The following is an 18,336-nucleotide window of genomic DNA, read 5'->3' as shown; positions in this document are numbered from 1 at the left end:
AATTTATTTTAATCTCCTTGTAATCAGCCATTTCCCCTCCTCTCACTATCTAAACTCCGTTAATTCTTGCATATAGGAGATCATAAAAAGCCCCCGGGCACAAAAAAAGCCAGACGCTCTCACGTCTGGCTTTTTTTGTGCCCGGGGGGCTTTTCTACAACCTACAGGCTGCTGTCATAATCAGATGAGCTGGCTGAGCTGCTGCCCATGCCACCCCGATAGCCCGACTGGTTGCCGGAAGACGAACCGTAGTCGCTGCCACTGCTGCTACCTGAGCGGTAGCTGCTGCCACTGCTTGGGGCCGGACGGTAGCCGGAATTAGATTTGTCAGAATCAGAGCTGTAGCTGCCGCTCGAACCGTAGCTGCTGCCGGAACCAGAGCCGTAGCTACCGCCTGAGCCGTAGTTGCTGGAGCCGTAGCTACCCTTAGAGCCATATTTGGCCGACTCGGAGCTAACTGAGCCGCGGTATCCTGATTTATCTTTTTTGCCACTCTTGCCTTTGTACGACTTGTAGCCTTTGTCGCTGCTCTTAGAGCGCAACGCCAGCCAGCTTAAGCCACCAATGAGCAGGGCACCACCCACAATCTGCTGGGTAGTGGTCAGCTTGCCGAACTGGCTGGTAGCTTTGCTGCTCAGGTCTTTTACCGACTGGGGAAGTTGGTTGAGCGTGTCATTCAGGCCCAACTGATCAACCCAGTTTTTTACAGCACCAGTGGCACCGCCTTGCTCGCGGTTTTGGTCCTGATTGTAGCTGTCGTTCTGACGATTAGCATCATTAGAGCTACCACTGGCAGTGCTAGCTGAGCCCGCAGCACCCGATGCTTTGGCCGTTGAGCCTGGAGTTGAAGAAGATTTCTGAGAAGAAGCACCAGCGTTTGCGCCAGTAGAAGAGGAAGCAGATCCGGGGTTGGGTTGATTTGGCTTGTTTTCCATAATAGTGGTGAGGGTGATAGAGCGAATAATTACGTGTGACCGGCGGGTCGCACTAGGGTCTATATCGTATTTACTTGAAGCCGGGTTGCGAATAAGCTATACTTTTTCTAGAAGCAGGGTCGCAGCTTTCACTCGTATCCATCAATACGTTAGCTCACCACCGCGTACTCTAACCAGCCTAAAAAACGGACTTCTATAGCTCGTCATTACTAATTTGGGTGTGAGCTTTAGTACAGGGCGGCTAGCGGCGTTGAGGACTAACTGACTCAGCTATTTGCGATAGATCAGGACCTGGGTGGCCGGCAGCATTAACTCAGACATCGGCCACCTCGAGCCGACTCGTAGGATGGTTACGGGGCAGATAGCGCGTGGGCTCGTAGCAGCTTGAGCTGAACAATTAGGGGATGTCGTGGCTTTTCCTTCGCGAAAGGCATCAGCCTCTTTCGGTTTTCTCTTCTAAAAAAGCCCCCAGCGCACCTTCTATGTCCAAACGGTTCGAAAACAAAGTATGCATCGTTACCGGAGCCACCTCGGGTATTGGTCGGGCGGTGGCTGTGCAACTTGGGCGCGAGGGCGGCTGCGTGGTAGTGCTGGGGCGCACCACCGAGGAGGGGCGCGAAGTGGTAAGCCAAATCAAAGCGGCCGGTGGCGAGGCACTTTTTATTCGGACGGATGTGGGCAAAGACGCTCACCTTCAAGCTGCCGTTCGCAAAACCCTGGCGCGCTGGCACAGAGTAGATGTACTCATTAATAATGCCGCCGAAATGACCTATGTGCCTTTGGTAGATTTGCCCCCCAAGGACTGGGATGACCTCATGAATGTAAATATGCGGGCCCTGTTTCGGCTTTGTCAGCTCTGTCTGCCTCACATGAAGCACGGTAGCATTGTGACAGTCAGCTCCGTGCATGCTCACCAGACAACGGCTAATGTAGTGCCTTATGCTACCAGCAAGGGCGCTATGGAAGCATTTGTACGCGGCCTCAGTCAGGAAATTAAGCATACCCAAGCCCGCATCAATGCCGTAGCGCCTGGCGCAGTAGATACTCCCATGCTCTGGGACAACCCGAATGTGAAAAGTGGCCGCGAGAAGATAACCGGCCAGGTAGGTAGCCCCGAAGAGTTGGCAGCGGCCATCTGCTTTCTGGCTGCCGCTGAGTCCAGCTTCATCAATGGTACGACCTTGGTGGCGGACGGCGGCCGACTTGCTGCGCTATAAAGTTTAGCCGGTCATAACGAAATAAAGGCTGGGGGCTTTTTCATCTGAAAAAGCCCCCCAGCCTTTATGTATATACTGGAGCTTTATCCGCGGGCGCCCTTGTGCATCTGCTCAGGATCGGGAAGAGGCTTGTTGCCGGCGTAGAGGTGGGCATCGAGGCGACCGGCGAGGCGGGCTTCGGCCTCAAAACGGTTATTAAAGTATCCTACCCGCGCCGATTCGACCAAGTACTTCCATAAGAACTTGGCAGGCCCGTGCTCCCGAAATTGGCGGATGTGGCACATCTCGTGGGCCACCCAATACGGGTCCTGCAAAAACTCGTCGCGAGTAGCTCCGCTGAGGTGAATGCTGTTGCCTAAAACCATGGCCACACTCCGCGACTGCAGCACGATGCGAGCAATGCGAGCAAGAGGAGAATTCTCAATAATTCGAGGCGGCTTCATGGGCAAGAATTTGGGCGGCGTAGTATACGCCAAACGCTGAGCTTTGAGCCATGGTTTAGCTATAATTTTACGTTTATAAATTTATACTATTAAAAGTTTTTTCAGCTGATTAGGGGGTAAAACTTGGATACCCAATTTTTTATGGCTTAGCTTTAACCTATAGGGCTGGTTATAATCGGTCGGTTTTGCCCCCTATACAACCGCTTTTTCACCCCTTTTTTCTTGGACAATCAGTCCACCCTTTTCGCTCATACGACCCACCTTTTCGCCGCTTGCGGCTACGCCCGAAAATCGATTTTGCTCCCCTACGACGGACAATGAAACATAGCCTTCTCTATTGCCTCGCCGCTGCCTCGCTGACCCTCTCCTTCTTCTACGAACGCACCCTCCCTACTGATACCAGTGCCGCTCCGGTTCCCGTTTTAGCCGAAGCCTCCCTTTTCCCCTCCTGGACACCGGATATGCCGGTTCCGCCCGCCGACGACCATACCGCTGCTAGTTCACGCGATTCGCTGGCTTATAACTACTACGCCCAGACCCTCGGTCTGAAGCTTGATTTCGACGAGAATAAAGCGCTGCTGCGCACCGTCACCGACTGGCTCGGTACTCCTTATCGCTACGGCAGCAGTACCCGCCGCGGCACCGATTGCTCTGGCTTTGTGAGCCGCGTTTTTCAGGAAGTTTACGGCATTACTCTCCAACGCAGCTCGCGCTCCATGTTTCAGAGCGTAAAGCGCATCAGCAAGGCTGAGATGGAGGAAGGCGACTTGGTATTCTTCCGTCGCGGCCCCGGCCAGCCTATTTATCATGTTGGTATTTATCTGAAAGATGGCAAGTTTGCCCATTCAGCTACCAGCGGCGGCGTCATGATAAGTTCCTTACGCCAAGCGTATTACAATCGCAACTTCTACGCGGCTGGTCGCGTTGAAACCAATTAACTGGCCGCCAACCGCTTTCCCGACATCAAGCCCTGCTCTCCGGAACAGGGCTTTTTTTGTAGCCTACAGGGGAGCCGCCGCGCCAAAACCATTTTAAGCGGTTGCAGTATAGAACAGGCGAGCGCCAGCCCAACGCGGGCTGGAAGCATTGTACTCACAACTTCGTTTTCTTATGAATACTCCAAACCCCAAGGGCGAGAATATTGCCTCTTCTCCCTCTTCAAAACCTTCCTTGGCAAGGCTGAAGAATACATAAAAAAGCCTCTCCGCATCAAGCAGCTCCTGAATGATGCCTATCAAAAAGCCAGCGAGAAAAACGACTTAGGTACGCTGGCCCAAGAGGCTTGGGAAAGTTTACAGGTGCTGTTTCGGTTGGTGCGCACGTCCGTATCGGGCGAGTATACCGGTGTACCTACGCCTACTATCGTAGCGGCGGTAGCGGTGCTCATCTACTTCCTGAGCCCTATCGACCTGATTCCAGATTTTATTCCGGTTATTGGCTTGCTCGATGATGTGGCCCTACTGGCCTGGTTTACCACTAAGTTAAAGGAAGAAATGGACCACTTCGTAGCCTGGGAGCACTCTCGGCCAACTGTGGTTAACACCAGCAGTGCAATGGCTACCACGAATGGTCCGGTAGACAGCCCTTCCGGCGCTGCCGTATCCTTAACCTCCACGGATGGCACCACGTCCGAATCGGGTCCTAAGCCGCAAAATGCCCCCCAGACGTCGCCCGACCACACACTAGATCGGGGCGTGGAGGCGCCGGAGTCGGCAAAGCGTATGGGAACGGTTGACTTGAATCATCCGGCGGCTGGCTCTAGCCCCGCACAGTCTCGCACCGATTCGGGTATCTCTTCGCCCGACAGTAGCAACCCTAACCCTAGCCTGACAGGCCCGAACGATACGATGCCCAAAACAGGTGTGCAGCCCCACGCCGACGACACCTATAACACCGACGGCAGCCGCACCCGCAACGATAGCTCCAACGATACGGGCGGAAACGTGCGCTAAACGTAGTATCCAGACACAAAAAAGCCCCCAGCCTAGGCTGGGGGCTTTTTTGTGTCTGAATGAGCTCTCTACCTATGCTACCTGCCGAACTTCGGGGGTGTGCGAGGCTACGTAGCTTACAAAATCACCCACCGTGCTCAAAGGCACTTCATCGGGGATGGTGATTTTGAAGCTGCGCTCGAGTTCAAGAATAATGTCTACTACATCAACCGTGTCGAACCCAAGCTCGCGGCTCAGGTTGCTGCCGATACGCAGGCGCGTGGGCTTGATGGCTTTACGCTTGCTGATGATGCGCAGCACTTGCTGCTCGATGGTAGAAGGGACAGAGGTAGAAGAGGAAATCATAAAAGGGGAAGTATACAGAAAGAAGACTGTAGACCTGAGAAGTGAGATTTAGTTTACCAGGGCGGCTACTCTAACGTCTCACTTCTCAGTTCTCGTGTCTGAAAGTTTAAGCTTCAGCTAAAACAGGTGGGCGAGTGGCGCGGATTTCTTCCGCGTCGGCGGGGGGCGTTACTGGGGCATCAGGATCGTTTCCGGTGATCTTCGCCCGGAGCCGTTCGTTGATCAAATACATAACAGGGACTACTACAAGGGTGATAATGGTTGCAAAGCTAAGACCGAAAATAATGGTCCAGGCTAGTGGTCCCCAGAACACCACTGACTCGCCTCCAATGAAGAAGTGTGGCTGGAAAGAGTTGAACATCTCATAGAAATCAATATTCAAGCCAATTGCAAGTGGGATAAGTCCTAGAATAGCCGCAGTGGCCGTCAAGATCACCGGATTCAGACGCGTCCGACCTGCCAACACAATGGCTTCCCGTAGCGGCATGCCCTGAGAACGAAGCATATCCGTGAATTCAACGAGCAGAATACCGTTTTTCACTACGATACCCGCCAAGGCAATAATTCCTACGCCGGTCATTACAATACTTACGTTCATGCCCGTAATAGCCAAGCCCAGCATTACCCCGATGATAGAGAAGATTACCTCCGTCAGAATGATGATCGGCTTGCTCACCGAGTTGAACTGCGTTACCAGGATAATGAAGATCAGGGCTAACGCACCTACCGCAGCTATGCCGAGGAAGTCGCTGGTCTCCTGCTGATCTTCCTGCGCACCGCCCATGCTAATAGTATAGCCAGAGGGCGTTGGGAAAGCTTTCAGCGCCGTTTCAATTTCACGAACCACATCGGGACCGGTAAAACCGTTGAGCACGTTCGACGAGATGGTAATAACCCGCTTCACGTCTTTGCGCTTGATACCACCATAGGTAGTACCGTACTCCACACCAGCAACCGAGGAAATCGGCACTTGGCGAATCTGGCCAGTCGCGTCGCGGAAAGTCAATGGCGAGTTCAGGATAGCGTTTACATCTTCGCGGTAAGGCTTAGCGTAGCGCACCTGAATCGGGTAGTCGTCGTCAGCCGTTTTGAACTTACTGGCTTCGTACCCATAGATGGCCGTGCGCACTTCTACCCCAATCTGCGCGGTGCTGATGCCTTCACGGTTAGCCCGCACCCGGTCAATGTTGACGGCAATTTCAGGATTACGGTCTTCCAGATTGGAGCGCAGATCTTCGATGCCACCGATGTTCAGCGAGTCGATATAGCGCTCTACCTTTTTGGAGAGGGCGGCCAACTGCTGGTAATCGTCGCCGGCTACTTCAATGGCAATAGGCTTACCTGTGGGTGGGCCGCTAGCTTCCTGGTCAACCGAAATTTCGGCTCCCGGAATGCCTTTTACCACTTCCCGGATATCATCCATGTAGGTAGAGGTCTTGGGGCCAGTCCGCTCGCTTAGCTCCTTGAAAGCAACACCAATCTTCGCCAAGTGCGACTGCGAAACGCCCGTAGCCGTAGCTTCGCCGGGGTCACCGGCACCAATGGCCACGTTGGAAATGACCGATTCTACGTCGGGGTTATTTTTGCCAATAACGCCATAAATACGCTTCTCTAGCTCCCGTGCTACCGAATCGGTCACCGCTACGCGCGTGCCGACTGGCATTTTCAGATACGTGTAAATGAAGTTTGGATCTCCCTTGGGGAAGAAGTCCACCTTAGGGCCGCGCGCAGCAACGGCGAAGATGGAGCCAAAGAATAGCAGCACCATAGTGACCATCACGAGGGCTGGATGACCAATAGCCCAGCTTACCAATCGCGCATAGCCGTTTTGGAAGCGGGGCAACACTTTAGTCTGGAAACCAGCAATCATGTGCACAAACACGAACTTGTTCAGGAAGCACAGAATGATGACGGTAATCGTCAGGTTGCCTACGAAGGGCGAGCCCGCTACATAGCCAATCATGGCCACGAGTAGCAGCAAGCCCATCGCAATGAGGAAGTTCTTCGTCAGCTTGGGCTTTTCACCGCTGTGATGATCCTCACGCTCCATGAACGACACGGCAAACACCGGGTTCATAACGAAGGCCACAATGAGCGAAGCCATCAGCGTAAGAATGAGGGTAACAGGTAGGTAGAACATGAAGCTACCCACAATACCCGGCCAGAACATCAGCGGCACGAAAGGAGCTACAGTAGTCAATGTACCCGCTAGTACAGGCACGAATACCTCACCAGCCGCGTACTTAGCAGCTTGCTTCGTGGTCAACTCCGGATGCTCATGCAGCAAGCGGTGCGTGTTCTCGATAACCACAATGGCATCATCCACCACAATACCCAACGCGAGCAGGAAGGCGAACAGCACAATCATGTTCAGCGTGAAGTCGAAGGTAGGCAGCAGGATGAAGGCCAGGAACATGGAAAGCGGCACCGACAGGCCCACGAACAAGGCGTTGGTGGTGCCCATGAAAAACATCAGAATCACCGTTACCAGCAGGAAGCCGATAATAATGGTGTTGATCAGGTCGTGCAGGGTTACGCGGGTGTCGTTAGAGGTATCACCCGTGATAGTGATTTCCAACTCCTTGGGCAAGGAACTCTTCGAGTCTTCAATGATCTGCTTGATCTTGTCAGATGCGTTGATCAGGTTTTCACCCTGGCGTTTTACCACGTTCAGCGTAACTGAAGGCTTACCGTCGAGACGGGCGTAGCTTTCGCGGTCTTTAAAAGCATCTTCCACCGTAGCAATATCGCCGAGGCGCACGGCCGAGCCATTCAGGTTCTTAATCTGAATGTCGGCAATGTCGGACGCGCGAGCATACTGGCCAGCCACGCGCACGGCGCGCTTCTGGTTACCAACGTCGATGGAACCACCCGAAACGGTGATGTTTTCGCTGGCAATGGCACGCTCAATGTCGGAGAAGCCTAGGCGCGAAGCCCGCAGCTTATTAAGGTCAACGTCTACGTTTACCTGTTGCTCCAAGGCACCCACAATATCAACCCGTGTGATTTCGGGTAGTGCCTCAATCTTATCCTGAAAGTCATCAGCGAACTTCTTCAACTGAATCACCGACAGGTTACCCGCCAAGTTGACGTTCATAATCGGCAACTCCGACAAGTTCACTTCCTGCACCGTGGGCGGCGTAGGCAAGTCGTTGGGCAGCTCGGAAGAAGCCTTGTCGACGGCGTCCTTGATGAGCTGCTTGGCATACTGCACATCCACATCGGAGCTAAACTCGACGTCTACGATGGCGTAGTCTTGGTTAGAAGTAGAGTTGATCTTCTTCACCCCGTTCACCGACTTGATTTCCTTCTCGAGCTGACGCGTTACCAAGTTCTCGATGTCGGTGGGCGAGGTACCTGGGTAGATCGTGGCCACGATAATGCGCGGAATCACGATATCAGGAAAGTTTTCCTTGCCCAGCCGGATGTAGGTGAAGATACCCGCTACGCAGAGTAGCAGAGTGATAATATAAATGCTGGTCTTATTATCAATAGACCAACTGGTTGGCTTAAATTCTTTCTCGACGTCCTGCATGGTATAATCGTTTGTGCGGATATGGACGAACTACCTCTTCTCAGGGGAAAAGGGGAACGATGGTTATCGTCTTTACAGACTAACAACCTGTCCTTCATTAATATTCTGATAGCCAGCGGAAATAACTTTGTCATCAGCCGCCAATCCTTTCGTTACTTCTACCTCGCCGTTGTAAGTGGCACCGGTCTGGATGACGCGCTTGCGGGCTACGGCCTGATTGCCTTTCTGCTCCACCACGTACACATAGCTATTCTGTTCGTCGCGCTGCACCAGGTCTACGGGTACTACCGTCGCGTTCTGGCGGGTGTAGTTCTCGATACGAACGGTGGCTACCATATTGGGTCGCAACTGTATGTTCGCCTTACTGTTGAGGCGAAGCTCAACCGTGAACGTGCGGCTGGTCGGGTTGATGGAGCTGCTCACCACGCGCACGGTAGCCGGGAACTCTTGGTTGCCCATATCCGGAATCGTGACGATGGCTTTGTCGCCGGCTTTAATACCGCCCGAGTAGCTCTCGGATACGTCGGCCAAAATTTTGCCCCCCGTACCGCTTACCAAGCGCACGATGGGTGTGCCCGGCGCAACCACCTCACCCAGCTTCGGCAAGACCTCATCGGCAGTGCCGGCGAATGGAGCCGTTACGTTGAACAGCTCGCGCTGACGACCGAGTGTGCTCAGGTTGCGTTGCAGAGCGTCGTAGTTGTTTTTGGCTTGCAGAAACTGGATTTCAGTACCAATCTGCTGATCCCACAGACGCTTTTGCTTTTCATATACTACCCGAGCCAGATCCAAGCGAGTGCGCAGTTCGGCAATATTAGACTCGAGCACGCCCGCGTCAATAGTAGCGAGCACCTGCCCCTTGCGGACCCGATCGCCACGCTGCACGCGCAAGCTGGTAAGCGAGCCACCCGAACGGGCCGACACAGTGGCATTCTGATCGAAGTCGACGCGACCTTGTACTTCTAAGTAGCTGCGAAAATCAGCAGGCTTTACGTTTAGTACTGATACAGGCACTGCCGTAGCAGCGGCACCTGTGGCAGCAGCACCAGAAGCACCGGCCGCAGGCACTGCCTTAGCTTCAAGGGCGGCAATCTTAGCCTGATTTTCGGCCTGTTCTTTTTTCAGCGCGGCCAACTCAGCCTGCGGGTCCTTCTGCCCGCAGGCAGCTAGCAGCGTTAGGGCAAGAATGGCGGGAGTGATGCTGTATTTCATGGAGGAGAAGCGGTTCACTAACTGAAAGGATGAAAAAGGTGCGACTGGGGGGCATTTTTCGCGCATTAGTGGAGCAAAAAGCCCCCCAGCCACCGCTATGTTTATTTATTGCTCTGATACAATGTGCCGGCGGCCTTATCGAAATCGACCTTAGCTACTAGCGCATCGTAGAGCGAAGTGTAGTAATTGGTTTGGGCCTGGCGCAAATCGGTTTCAGCCGTAATTACTTCCAGATTGGAGCCTACGCCCTCCTGAAACTTGATTTTGGCTACCCGTGCTACTTCCGTGGCCAGCTCAAGGTTTGCCTTCTGGTTTGCCAACACGTCGAGCGTGTTTTGCAGGCTGGTTTCGCTCTGACGACGCTCCAAGTCAATGCCTTGCTGCAGCGTAGTGAAGCCCTTTTGCACTTGCTCCAAAGCCAGTTTGCCCTGCTGAATAGAGGCGCGCTTGCGGAAACCATCGAACACTGGAATCTGCAACGCCAGGCCGTAGTTGCCGAAGCCAAACCAGTTCTGATTCAGAACTTGCCGCCCACTAGGCGTGGTAGCTCTGGAGTTAGGTCCGCGGAAATCCAGCAGCCCACCCAAGCGTGGATCGGAACCGATAAAACCGTAGTTGGCGGTCAGGTTGAGCGAAGGCAGGTAGCCCGCCCGACGGTTGCGCACATCAAGCGCCGCTAGGTCACGCTGGGATTCCAGCACCTGATACTCGATGCGGCGGCTATAGTCGAACTCGTTGCCGGCACTTTGTAGGCGGTTACGCTCAGCTTCCACCACGGCCGCGTCGAGGCGGTCAGTAAGGTTCACCACTTGGCGCTGGTCGAGGCCCATTTGAAACTTAAGCAAGGCTACGCTCAGATCAATCAGGCGAGTAGCGTTTTGCTGCTCAATGCGCAGATTATTGAGTTGAACCTGCAAGCGCTGCACGTCTAGCTTTTCAACAAAGCCTTCCTTAAACGTCTGCTCCGTTTGGTAGAGCAAGGTATCGAGGCGCTGCACGTTACGGGCGAGCAGTTGGAGCCGCTCACCAGCCACCAAGGTGCTGTAGTAGGCTTTTGATACCTGCTCCACCACCTCAACTTCCGTCTGCTGGGTTTGACGCACCGACAGCTTCTCGTATACTTTGGCTGCTTTCAGCCCCAGAAAAACAGAGGCGTTGAAGAGCGGCTGCGTGAGCTGCGCCGAGGCGTTGCCCTGGTAGCGCAAGCCAAACGCAAGCGGTTGAGGACCAGCAGATTCTACTTGTGTATAAGCGGGCTCCAACACCACACTCTGACCGCTTTGCACGTTGCGCAGCTGATCAGGTGTGAGGGTGGTCCCATTGAGAGTACCAGCCCCGCCAGCAAAGGCGCTAAAATCAACGAGTTGGCGCTGAAGCTTGAAATTGTCCGTCACGCCGCCCCCAATGTTGATTTGAGGTAAGCCGCTGGCCGTTACTTCATTCACCCGAGCCGAGGCAATCTGCTCATTGAGACGCTGAGATTGGAGTGTCGACTTGTTTTGCAAGGCGTAGTCAATGGCCTGCTGTAAGCTCAGCGCCATGGGCGCGCTAGCAGCCGGCGACTGGCCCGTGGAGGGCGTTTGGGCGAGTAATTGGTGCAGCCCCAGAAAGCTCAGCACCAAAGCGAGCATTAGAAGGCGAAGCGAGTTTTTCATAATAAGCGGGAAGCAGTAAGCGAATCGTTGTTCTTATTCCTGTTCCGTCACCTGACGGTATTTATTAATTAGCTTGTGACCTCGGAGGGTGGCCGCCCCAATCATAAAGTGCTCGAGGCAAATGCTTTGTACCCGGCTTGGGTCAAACTGGCGGGGTGGGTAGAGGTCGGCGTTGAAGGCTAGTTCAATTTGGGCCAACCGAAGGCGGGAAATCACTTCTATATCGAGGTCGGCGCGGTAAAGGCCCTCAGTGATACCACGGCGAAGGTTATCGGTAATCATTTCGAGGATAAACTGGTTTTTGTGGTCGACCCACACTTGCCAGGCTTGCGGATGATATTTCTGGAGGTCGTAGAAGATGCTAGGGTGAATGTTGGTCATGAGGTGCTTGCTCCATTCCATCATCTGAAACAACTCTTCCAGCGCATTGCCTGCTGTAGCTGCCATGCCGGCGCAGTCAGCTTCCTCGTGCGCTAGAAAGTGAACCATCACAGCATGCACGATCTGATCTTTATTCTCAAACCATTTATAAAGTGTCTTTTTTGACATGGCCAAGTTTGTAGCAATGTCGTCCATCGATACACTCTTGATACCGTTGCGCATGAATAGCGCTTTAGCTGATAGTAAGATGCGGTCTTTGATTTCCATAATTCCGGTACAAAGATACACAGGAAACTTTTATTGAATCCAAAGTTTCCATTAATTTTTTGAAATCTTTTGCCCGGCTATTCATTAGCTAGGAAGACGCTGGGGGGCAATTCTTACTTTACACTTTGCCAACTTTATTTTTCGGGGCCGCAAATTTGCCCCCCACACGTTGCTTTGGGGCTTCCTCTCTACTTTACCGTACCTTAGGCTCGTCATTCCTTCCTCCGCCCCAATTTCTGCTTCCATGAAAATTCGTACCGGCTTCGGCTACGACGTACACCAACTTCGGGAGGGCCTCCCCTTCTGGCTCGGTGGCATTCAGGTGCCGCACACCCACGGCGCCTTAGGCCACTCAGATGCCGACGTGCTCATCCACGTCATCTGTGATGCGCTGCTGGGCGCAGCTAACCTACGCGACATTGGCTTTCACTTCCCCGACACCGATCCGCAGTACAAAGGCATCGACAGCAAGCGTTTACTAGCTGAGGTAGTGCGCCTGCTCCGTGAGCGCGGCTACACCATCAGCAACGTCGACTCCACCATTTGCCTGGAAAAGCCGAAGGTCAATCCGCATATCCCGGAAATGCAGCGCGTGCTGGCCGAGGTGATGGGCCTTGAGGCTGATGACATCTCAATAAAAGCCACTACCACCGAAAAACTCGGCTTTGTGGGCCGCCAAGAGGGTGTGGCTGCTTATGCTTCCGTGCTTATTAGTAAAGCAGAAGGCTAGACTTTTCGGTAAAAGCAATTTTTTCGCGCTTCCTGCGTCATTCCCCTTCCTGATTCATTCACTTTTTCCACCCCATGCAGAAAAACACGTTCTACGCCCTGCTGTTGGCGGCCTGCTGCGCTACCTCCGCCGTAGCCCAGGATGCGCCCACCAAGCGTAAAGTCAAAGTAAAGCGCAAGCAGAAAACGGAGGCGCCAACCAAAGAAGGCGCTGAGCCCAACGTAAGTGCCGCCACGGCTGCCACCACCGATTGGGCTGCTACCTACGGTCCCACCATCACACAGGCCGATTTGCGCCAGCACCTCACCATTCTGGCCTCCGACGCTTATGAAGGCCGCGAAACCGGGGAGAAAGGTCAGAAAATGGCCGCTGAGTACATCAGCAAGCAGTTCAAAGACTTAGGCCTGACTGGTCCAGTGCAAGGCTCCGACAATCCATATCTTCAGCACTTTACCATGGTGCGCTCCACCTGGGCCGATGGCGCTACGCTGAAAGTAGGCGGCCAGACTTACAAGTGGCTGACCGATTTCTACGCGGCTGGTGCTTCGCCTTTCCAGCAGGAAACGGCTATTCGACCGGTATTTGCTGGCTATGGCATTGAGCAGGATGGTTACTCTGACTACGCTAGCCTAGGCGATGTGAAGGGCAAAGATCTGATCATTCTCTTGGGCGAGCCCATGAACGCCCAGAAGCAGCCGGTGCTCGGTAAAGATGGTTCTCCGAGCAAATGGGGCACCGACTACCGCGCCAAATCGGCTATGGCCACGCAAAAGGGTGCCCGCAGTGTCTTCTTTGTTGATACCGACCCGAACGGCAACTTCTCGAAACTGGCCGCGCGCATGGCGCCGTACATCAGCCGGCCCAGCATTACATTTAAAGAAGCCCCTGCTTCAGCAAATCCGCGGGCAGCTACTTTCTTTGTTTCGCCGGCCGTGGGGGGCAAAATGCTAGGCACGACTGCCGCTGCGCTTACCCAATATCAAACGTCAGTAGGCAAAGCTGGCAAGCCCGTAGCCGCTACGTTCAAGCCAGCCAAGGTGAGCATCAACGCTGCCAAGAAGCTGGAAGACTTCACGACGGAAAATGTGTTGGGCTACCTGGAAGGAACCGATAAGAAGGACGAGTTGCTGGTAGTATCAGCGCACTACGACCACATTGGCATCGTTGATGGCGAGGTAAACAACGGCGCCGACGACGACGGCTCGGGCACGGTTTCGGTTATCGAGATGGCGCAGGCCTTTACCCAAGCCAAGAAAGACGGCCACGGCCCGCGCCGCAGCATCCTGTTCCTGACCGTAACGGGCGAGGAAAAAGGTTTGCTAGGCTCGGAGTACTACACCGATCATCCAGTATTTCCGCTGGAGAAAACCATTGCTGACCTGAACATCGACATGGTCGGCCGCACCGATAAGGAGCACGAAGGCAAAGGCGACTACGTGTACGTTATTGGCTCGGACAAACTTTCGTCGGAGCTGCACGCCATTAACGAGGCGGCCAATAAGAAGTACACGAACATCGACATGGACTACCGCTTCAACGATCCGGAAGATCCTAATCGCTTCTACTACCGCTCCGACCACTATAACTTCGCCAAGCACAAGATTCCGGTGGCCTTCTACTTCAACGGCGTCCACGACGACTACCACGCCGCTGGCGACGAAGTAGAGAAAATCGAGTTTCCGAAGATGGAAAAGCGCGCTCAGTTAGTGTTTTACACTGCCTGGGAGTTAGCGAACCGCGACAATCGGATTGTTGTTGATTCGAGCAAACCATAAGTTTTTAGTTGGTGAAAAAGCCCCCCGGAGTTTCTCTGGGGGCTTTTTTTGTGCTCGTTCAGCGTACTTGCTGCGCTTAACTGAGCATATGCAAGAAACCATTTACTGCTTGAATAGCGGGCGTATGGCGTAACTTTAAGGTAGAATTCAGAGTTACCAGTCGCTTCTCCTGTTGGCCTCGGCCGACTGCCTTACCCTTTTGCCGCCATGACTAAAGTCATTCAATTTCTCGCCGATTCAGAGTCCAAAGCCTTTGATTTAGAGCACCGGCGCAAGATTCGCTTCAACATTGGCAAGTACAACGCGGCCGTGCAAACTGGCCTTACTTGGTACTACGACCACGAGCTGGCGCGGGAGCGGGCGTCGTACTTGAAGGCGAAGGTCATTAATAACCTCGACCAGTATTTGCTGGAGTTTGAGCGCAACTTCACCGAGCGGGGCGGCAAGGTTATCTGGGCCCAGAATGCGGAAGAAGCCTTGTATGAGATTGGCAAAATCATGGCTCGCCGCCACGCCCGTACGGTGGTGAAAGCCAAGAGTATGACCACCGAAGAGATTCACCTGAACAAGTTTCTGGAGAAAAACGGCATCGAGTCGGTGGAAACGGACCTGGGCGAATACATTGTGCAGCTCAACGGCGAGCGGCCTTACCACATCGTGACGCCGGCCATGCACCTGAGCAAGGCCGACATTGCTGCCATCTTCGTCAAGCACCTTGGCATTGAGCACACCGATGACGCCCAGAAACTGGTTCTCACCGCCCGCCATTTGCTGCGCGATAAGTACACCTCGGCCGAAGTAGGCATCACGGGGGGCAATTTTCTGATTGCTGATACTGGCGCCGTGGCGGTAACTGAGAATGAGGGTAACGCCCGCTTGTCGGCCACGTTTCCGCGCACGCACATTGCCATTGTGGGCATTGAGAAGGTGATTCCGACCATGCAGGACCTGAACCTGTTTTGGCCCCTGCTCAGCACCAGCGGCACCGGCCAGCAAGTAACGGTGTACAACACTATCTACACTGGACCGCGCCAGCCGCTGGAAAAAGACGGCCCCGATGAGATGTTCGTGGTCTTACTGGATAACGGTCGCACCAACCTGCTGGCCCAGCCCGACAAGCGCGAAGCGCTGCACTGCATTCGGTGCGGCGCCTGCCTGAACGTGTGCCCAGTGTACAAAAACATCGGCGGGCACACCTACGAGGCTACGTATTCCGGCCCCATTGGCTCCGTGATTACGCCTCACTTATCGGGCATGGCGGAGAATAAGCACCTGAGTTATGCTTCCAGCTTGTGTGGAGCCTGCTCATCGGTGTGTCCGGTGAAGATTAACATTCACAATATTCTGCTCAAAAATCGGCAGCAGAGCGTAGCCGAAGGCCACACGGACAAAGAAGAGCGTATTGCTATTCAGTTGTGGATGCGCACCATGAAGAGTCGGCGCCTGCTGAACTTACTGCCTGCCAAAGCTAAAAACTGGGTGCTGATGCGTATGCTGAGCCAAGTGGGCTGGAACAAGCGTCGCGACGCGCTGGAGGTGGCCCCGAAGTCATTCAACAAAATGTGGAAGGAGCGGAAATAGGCTTTCTTCGCGCTGACTGGCAATCTTTTATCGTTAAAACCAACCCTCGGAGCTGAACTAGAGTAGAGAAGCGGCATACCCGTGCGCTATTCTTAGTTCTTATGCTCGATTTGTTATTGCGAGTTCTGGCTTTTGCGGCCGGAGCTGCCCTGGTTATTTATACCGTAATGGGAGCCATTCGCTCCTTCGTATTGCCGCGCAACGACTTGGTAATCACCAACAAGTGGACTTACCTAATTATTCGGCGCCTGTTTAGCAGCCTTACTTCGCTGTTTAACACCTTCGCCCAGCGCGACCGCATAATGGCTATGTACGCTCCTACCAGCCTGATTATGTTGGAGATAAGCTGGCTTCTGATGGTGGCCGTGGGCTACACAGGTATTTATTGGGGAATTGGCGAAGGCTCGTTAATTGAGTGCTTTAAAATCAGTAATAGTGCCTTGCTTACCTTGGGTTCTGATGATGCTAAATCCATAGCGGGCAGCATTTTAACCTACTCCGAAGCAACCTTTGGGCTGCTGTTGCTTACCCTACTCATCTCCTATTTACCGACTATCTACCAAGCCTATTCGCGGCGCGAGCTAGTGGTAGCTCGCCTGGAGCGCCGGGCTGGCACACCAATGTCGGCCCCCGTCCTGCTGATATGGCTTAATCGTACGGGCTCCCTGCTCGACGACGGACCACAATGGGAAGCCTGGGAAGAATGGTTTGTAGAGTTGGAGGAGAACCACACGTCACTCCCCGTATTAGTTTATTTCCGCTCGCCTCAATCGGGCCGCTCGTGGATAACGGCGATGGGCACGCTCCTCGACGCGGCCGCCCTCATCATGAGCACCGTCGATCAGCGCCGCGACCCGAAGATCGAGCTATGCTTTAAAGCCGGCTGCGTTGCGCTCAACCGGGTATCGCGCTACTTTCAGGAACGTATTCGCTCGACACCGGAAAAGTATGGCGGGGAAAATGATCCTATGAAAGACCCGCAACGTGACGAGTTTATGCGGACTTATGACCTTCTGGCCGACACCAGCATTCCACTGGTTGCGGATAAAGAAGCAGCTTGGGAAAAGTATCATCTGCTGCGTAGGCATTACTCGCACGCAGTGGAGTATCTGGCTAAGCTTACGATGGCACCGGACCTGAAACCGATTACGCCCCAGGCCGATGACACCAAAGAAGCTGACAAGTGAATTACGCGACGTAAAAAAGCCCCCAGAAACTTCTGGGGGGCTTTTTTATTCATAAAACTTAACTCAATAATTGTTTTCCTCGTCGGGCAAAATGTTGATGTCTTGCACCAATACCCGCTGCTCTATTTCGCGGCCACGGGGCGTGTTGGCAAGGCCACCCAGGGCGGTTTCCTTATAGCGGGTTTCCATGCTCTGCCCTACTTCCCCCAGCGCCATCACGCACTGATCGACGGGAATAACCGGATTGACGCCGGCAATGGCAATCTGGGCGGAGGAGAAAGCAATAGCTGCCGCTGAGGCATTGCGCACTACGCACGGCACTTCCACTAGGCCCGCCACCGGGTCGCAGATAAGGCCCAGCATACACTGAATGGTAATGGCTACGGCCGCGAAGGTTTGCTCCACGTCGCCTCCCAGGCAGTAGACGATAGCGCCGGCGCCCATAGCGGCCGCACTGCCGGTTTCGGCTTGGCAGCCGCCCACAGCTCCGGCCAATGAAGCATTCTGCTCGATAATGAGCGCAATGCCGGCCGCCACCAGTAAGCCTTCATGAATTTTATGATCGTCGAGTTTATGCAAATCCTGAAGCGTGACCAGCACGCCAGGCAGAATACCAGAGGCTCCAGCTGTGGGCGCGGCTACTACCCGGCCCATGCAGGAATTTACTTCCTTTGCTCCCAACGCTCTAGTAATAAGCTGCTTAAACTCGGGCGACAGCACCGTAACTGGCGAGGCCGCAATCTTCTTGGCACCGTTGTTTACCATACCAGAGCGGGAAGTCATATCCTCGGTGAGGCCGGTATGTACGGCTTCGCGCATCACGTCATAGGCCCGCTGCACGCCCGTCCAGATTTCCTCGTCGGTGCGGCCTTTCTGCTCGATCTCGTAGGCTAATACGGGCTGATACAACGCCTCACCGGTACGGGTGCAATGCGCTTCCCAGCTAGCAAAATCATTGAATAATAAGGACATGGTGGGTGGGAGCAAAAGTGGGTGGAAACTCTTTATTTCAACGCGAAACAGAAGAGAGGGGTGCAAAAATCGCGATAATTTCGGCAGTAGCCGTGCCGCCTGCTGCACAAAAAAGCAGCTACCTGATCAAGATAGCTGCTTTTACACTT

The 18,336-nt window shown here is 53.9% G+C and carries 16 protein-coding genes; 7 read left to right on the top strand and 9 right to left on the bottom strand.

The window, feature by feature from the left end; genetic code table 11:
* Window positions 1–161: 161 nt before the first annotated feature.
* Entirely contained in the window at window positions 162–935 is a 774-nt protein-coding gene (locus G7064_RS13650; protein ID WP_166074015.1) for a hypothetical protein, read from the bottom strand.
* A 482-nt stretch (window positions 936–1,417) separates the two neighbouring features.
* Between G7064_RS13650 and G7064_RS13645 the strand changes: the two genes are divergently transcribed.
* Window positions 1,418–2,152 carry an SDR family NAD(P)-dependent oxidoreductase gene (locus G7064_RS13645; RefSeq protein WP_166074014.1) on the top strand — a complete coding sequence of 245 codons (735 nt, stop codon included), beginning with the start codon at window positions 1,418–1,420 and terminating at the stop codon, window positions 2,150–2,152.
* A gap of 83 nt (window positions 2,153–2,235) precedes the next feature.
* Here the strand turns inward: G7064_RS13645 and G7064_RS13640 are convergent, their stop codons facing one another.
* The gene (locus tag G7064_RS13640; protein WP_166074013.1) at window positions 2,236–2,595 is read right to left on the bottom strand and encodes a hypothetical protein; all 360 of its coding nucleotides are present in this window, start codon (window positions 2,593–2,595) and stop codon (window positions 2,236–2,238) included.
* Window positions 2,596–2,912: 317 nt separating this feature from the next.
* Between G7064_RS13640 and G7064_RS13635 the strand changes: the two genes are divergently transcribed.
* A complete protein-coding gene (locus G7064_RS13635; RefSeq protein ID WP_166074012.1) occupies window positions 2,913–3,533 on the top strand; it encodes a C40 family peptidase in 621 nt (206 codons plus the stop codon).
* A 93-nt stretch (window positions 3,534–3,626) separates the two neighbouring features.
* On the opposite strand, the gene G7064_RS13630 is transcribed toward G7064_RS13635, so the two are convergent.
* Entirely contained in the window at window positions 3,627–3,833 is a 207-nt protein-coding gene (locus tag G7064_RS13630) for a hypothetical protein (protein ID WP_166074011.1), read from the bottom strand.
* 60 nt (window positions 3,834–3,893) lie between these two features.
* On the opposite strand from G7064_RS13630, the gene G7064_RS23260 reads away from it, so the two are divergent.
* The gene (locus tag G7064_RS23260) at window positions 3,894–4,547 is read left to right on the top strand and encodes a DUF1232 domain-containing protein (protein WP_410505496.1); all 654 of its coding nucleotides are present in this window, start codon (window positions 3,894–3,896) and stop codon (window positions 4,545–4,547) included.
* 72 nt (window positions 4,548–4,619) lie between these two features.
* On the opposite strand, the gene G7064_RS13620 is transcribed toward G7064_RS23260, so the two are convergent.
* From G7064_RS13620 to G7064_RS13600, 5 genes are all read right to left on the bottom strand, one after another.
* On the bottom strand, window positions 4,620–4,892 hold the full coding sequence (locus G7064_RS13620) for an acyl carrier protein (RefSeq protein WP_133274261.1): 273 nt from the start codon (window positions 4,890–4,892) through the stop codon (window positions 4,620–4,622).
* Between the two features lie 106 nt (window positions 4,893–4,998).
* A complete protein-coding gene (locus G7064_RS13615) occupies window positions 4,999–8,427 on the bottom strand; it encodes an efflux RND transporter permease subunit (RefSeq protein WP_166074010.1) in 3,429 nt (1,142 codons plus the stop codon).
* A 72-nt stretch (window positions 8,428–8,499) separates the two neighbouring features.
* Window positions 8,500–9,657 (bottom strand): efflux RND transporter periplasmic adaptor subunit, encoded by a 1,158-nt coding sequence (locus G7064_RS13610; protein ID WP_240935497.1) that lies wholly within the window; start codon window positions 9,655–9,657, stop codon window positions 8,500–8,502.
* An 83-nt stretch (window positions 9,658–9,740) separates the two neighbouring features.
* Complete coding sequence (locus G7064_RS13605) at window positions 9,741–11,294, bottom strand: TolC family protein (RefSeq protein ID WP_166074009.1); 1,554 nt, start codon at window positions 11,292–11,294, stop codon at window positions 9,741–9,743.
* A 33-nt stretch (window positions 11,295–11,327) separates the two neighbouring features.
* On the bottom strand, window positions 11,328–11,942 hold the full coding sequence (locus tag G7064_RS13600) for a TetR/AcrR family transcriptional regulator (RefSeq protein ID WP_166074008.1): 615 nt from the start codon (window positions 11,940–11,942) through the stop codon (window positions 11,328–11,330).
* Between the two features lie 244 nt (window positions 11,943–12,186).
* Between G7064_RS13600 and ispF the strand changes: the two genes are divergently transcribed.
* The 4 genes from ispF to G7064_RS13580 all read left to right on the top strand — a co-directional run bounded on the left by ispF (window position 12,187) and on the right by G7064_RS13580 (window position 17,215).
* Window positions 12,187–12,672, top strand: coding sequence for a 2-C-methyl-D-erythritol 2,4-cyclodiphosphate synthase (gene ispF / locus G7064_RS13595; RefSeq protein ID WP_166074007.1), 486 nt, complete (start codon window positions 12,187–12,189; stop codon window positions 12,670–12,672).
* A 74-nt stretch (window positions 12,673–12,746) separates the two neighbouring features.
* Complete coding sequence (locus G7064_RS13590; RefSeq protein WP_166074006.1) at window positions 12,747–14,447, top strand: M28 family peptidase; 1,701 nt, start codon at window positions 12,747–12,749, stop codon at window positions 14,445–14,447.
* A gap of 207 nt (window positions 14,448–14,654) precedes the next feature.
* Window positions 14,655–16,028 (top strand): LutB/LldF family L-lactate oxidation iron-sulfur protein, encoded by a 1,374-nt coding sequence (locus G7064_RS13585; RefSeq protein ID WP_133274268.1) that lies wholly within the window; start codon window positions 14,655–14,657, stop codon window positions 16,026–16,028.
* Between the two features lie 101 nt (window positions 16,029–16,129).
* On the top strand, window positions 16,130–17,215 hold the full coding sequence (locus tag G7064_RS13580; RefSeq protein ID WP_166074005.1) for a hypothetical protein: 1,086 nt from the start codon (window positions 16,130–16,132) through the stop codon (window positions 17,213–17,215).
* Window positions 17,216–17,278: 63 nt separating this feature from the next.
* Here G7064_RS13580 and sdaAA read toward each other — a convergent pair whose 3' ends face one another.
* Window positions 17,279–18,187, bottom strand: coding sequence for an L-serine ammonia-lyase, iron-sulfur-dependent, subunit alpha (gene sdaAA, locus G7064_RS13575; RefSeq protein WP_166074004.1), 909 nt, complete (start codon window positions 18,185–18,187; stop codon window positions 17,279–17,281).
* Window positions 18,188–18,336: the final 149 nt, after the last annotated feature.

Origin of the sequence: Hymenobacter sp. HDW8 (assembly GCF_011305775.1) — a bacterium.
GTDB classification, from domain to species: Bacteria; Bacteroidota; Bacteroidia; order Cytophagales; family Hymenobacteraceae; genus Hymenobacter; species Hymenobacter radiodurans.
This window is presented reverse-complemented; position numbering and strand designations above follow the sequence as displayed.

What these genes read in the sequence shown, in the direction of transcription:
- G7064_RS13590 (WP_166074006.1), top strand. Translation starts at nt 12,747, where the DNA reads ATGCAGAAAAACACGTTCTACGCCCTGCTGTTGGCGGCCTGCTGCGCT.
- G7064_RS13585 (WP_133274268.1), top strand. Translation starts at nt 14,655, where the DNA reads ATGACTAAAGTCATTCAATTTCTCGCCGATTCAGAGTCCAAAGCCTTT.
- ispF (WP_166074007.1), top strand. Translation starts at nt 12,187, where the DNA reads ATGAAAATTCGTACCGGCTTCGGCTACGACGTACACCAACTTCGGGAG.
- G7064_RS13605 (WP_166074009.1), bottom strand. Translation starts at nt 11,294, where the DNA reads ATGAAAAACTCGCTTCGCCTTCTAATGCTCGCTTTGGTGCTGAGCTTT.
- G7064_RS13580 (WP_166074005.1), top strand. Translation starts at nt 16,130, where the DNA reads ATGCTCGATTTGTTATTGCGAGTTCTGGCTTTTGCGGCCGGAGCTGCC.
- G7064_RS13650 (WP_166074015.1), bottom strand. Translation starts at nt 935, where the DNA reads ATGGAAAACAAGCCAAATCAACCCAACCCCGGATCTGCTTCCTCTTCT.
- G7064_RS13635 (WP_166074012.1), top strand. Translation starts at nt 2,913, where the DNA reads ATGAAACATAGCCTTCTCTATTGCCTCGCCGCTGCCTCGCTGACCCTC.
- sdaAA (WP_166074004.1), bottom strand. Translation starts at nt 18,187, where the DNA reads ATGTCCTTATTATTCAATGATTTTGCTAGCTGGGAAGCGCATTGCACC.
- G7064_RS13615 (WP_166074010.1), bottom strand. Translation starts at nt 8,427, where the DNA reads ATGCAGGACGTCGAGAAAGAATTTAAGCCAACCAGTTGGTCTATTGAT.
- G7064_RS13620 (WP_133274261.1), bottom strand. Translation starts at nt 4,892, where the DNA reads ATGATTTCCTCTTCTACCTCTGTCCCTTCTACCATCGAGCAGCAAGTG.
- G7064_RS13640 (WP_166074013.1), bottom strand. Translation starts at nt 2,595, where the DNA reads ATGAAGCCGCCTCGAATTATTGAGAATTCTCCTCTTGCTCGCATTGCT.
- G7064_RS13600 (WP_166074008.1), bottom strand. Translation starts at nt 11,942, where the DNA reads ATGGAAATCAAAGACCGCATCTTACTATCAGCTAAAGCGCTATTCATG.
- G7064_RS13645 (WP_166074014.1), top strand. Translation starts at nt 1,418, where the DNA reads ATGTCCAAACGGTTCGAAAACAAAGTATGCATCGTTACCGGAGCCACC.